Source organism: Herbaspirillum sp. B65 (assembly GCF_000333555.1).
Classification (GTDB): domain Bacteria; phylum Pseudomonadota; class Gammaproteobacteria; order Burkholderiales; family Burkholderiaceae_D; genus Herbaspirillum; species Herbaspirillum rubrisubalbicans.
The window spans coordinates 1-1635 of the sequence record NZ_BADI01000403.1 but is presented as its reverse complement, the minus strand read 5'-3'; the positions used below and the strand labels follow the sequence as shown (position 1 = coordinate 1635).

1 protein-coding gene and 1 pseudogene are annotated in these 1635 nt (G+C 52.2%); both read right to left on the bottom strand.

Annotation, left to right across the window (positions count from 1 at the left end; genetic code table 11):
* A pseudogene (locus I5W_RS09755) lies at positions 1-356 on the bottom strand (transporter substrate-binding protein); the annotation flags it as partial.
* 274 nt (positions 357-630) lie between these two features.
* Positions 631-1635 (bottom strand): hypothetical protein (locus tag I5W_RS32005; RefSeq protein WP_044529069.1); only part of this gene is annotated, 1005 nt, incomplete at its 5' end.

The window sequence follows — 1635 nt, the reverse complement described above, 5'->3', positions numbered from 1 at the left end:
TCCAGCAGCCGACANCCACCGAGACCTGTCCTGCGAGATCAACTGGCGGCCTTTTCGGCGAACAGCGGCCAGTTCGAGGCCGGGTCGACCACCACCGGTTCGAGCTTCTTGCCCATCACGCCGCCGGCGGCGTTGATCTCATCGATGGTCATCAGGGCCACGTCCTTCAAGGACGTTTCGGAAATCGCCATGGTGCCCGACAGCGAATGCAGGATACCGACCTTGATGGTGTCGGCAGCGAAGGCCGACGGCAGCCAGGAGGATGCACTCACTGATTCATTTGCGTGCCCCAGTCGCGTAATGCTCGAATCTGGCACGGCCAGTTCTAAAATTGAGCCATCTGCAAGGGAACACATTAGATCAATCGAGCTTATTTGTGCTCCTGGTTGGAAAGCACCATGGATGACGTAGCCCGAGTTAAGGGAAAAAGGGTAAGCGGAAAAAGCCAGTTCAACATCCTCCCGGGACTTACCTGCGTCGGCAAGAATATACTCAGGAGATGATCGATCTGCGCTCGCAAAAGACAATCTGAATTGAAGGCCGATAATTTCATGTCTAACATGAAAAACCCAGCCAAATCCAAAAAGCACGTTATCTTTGATGACAAGTGAATCAATAGACCAAAACACGTCAGACATCGCAGCCCCCTGGCGTTGGAGCAAGTCTCAATAGGGACAATAGCCTGTAGCCCTTCGACCTTTGGATTTTGACTATATGCTCATTGCGTCTATTCAACTCGTCCCTCGTCTTTCGGTATTCCTGTCTTATCGACTCCATTTCGTTACGGCACACAGTCAGTTCCTCATACCTGCTCAAAGCCAGGTTCTCGGCATTGGCCTTGGCTGCCTCGGTTTCCGACAACTGCTCTTGAAGTGACTTCAGCGTCGAAAGATGGTCATGGGCCAATGCCTCAGCGATGGTTTTGGCTTGCGCCGTTACCTCTAGTTGAGCTGCAATCCTGATCAACTCAGCATCCCTGGCAAAAGCCAGTTCTTCGGCATTGGCCTTGGCTGCCTCGGTTTCCGACAACTGCTCTTGAAGTGACTTCAGCGTCGAAAGATGGTCATGGGCCAATGCTTCAGCGATGGTTTTGGCTTGCGCCGTTACCTCAAGTTGAGTTGCAATCCTGATCAACTCAGTATCCCTGGCAAAAGCCAGTTCTTCGGCATTGGCCTTGGCTGCCTCGGTTTCCGACAACTGCTCTTGAAGTGACTTCAGCGTCGAAAGATGGTCATGGGCCAATGCTTCAGCGATGGTTTTGGCTTGCGCCGTTACCTCAAGTTGAGTTGCAATCCTGATCAACTCAGTATCCCTGGCAAAAGCCAGTTCTTCGGCATTGGCCTTGGCTGCCTCGGTTTCCGACATCTGCTCTTGAAGTGACTTCAGCGTCGAAAGATGGTCATGGGCCAATGCCTCAGCGATGGTTTTGGCTTGCTCGGTTACCTCAAGTTGAGTTGCAATCCTGATCAACTCAGTATCCCTGGCAAAAAGCAGTTCTTCGGCATTGGCCTTGGCTGCCTCGGTTTCCGACAACTGCTCTTGAAGTGACTTCAGCGTCGAAAGATGGTCATGGGGCAAATGCCTCAGCGAATGGTTTTGGCTCGCTCGGTTACCTTCAGTTGAATTTGCATCCTG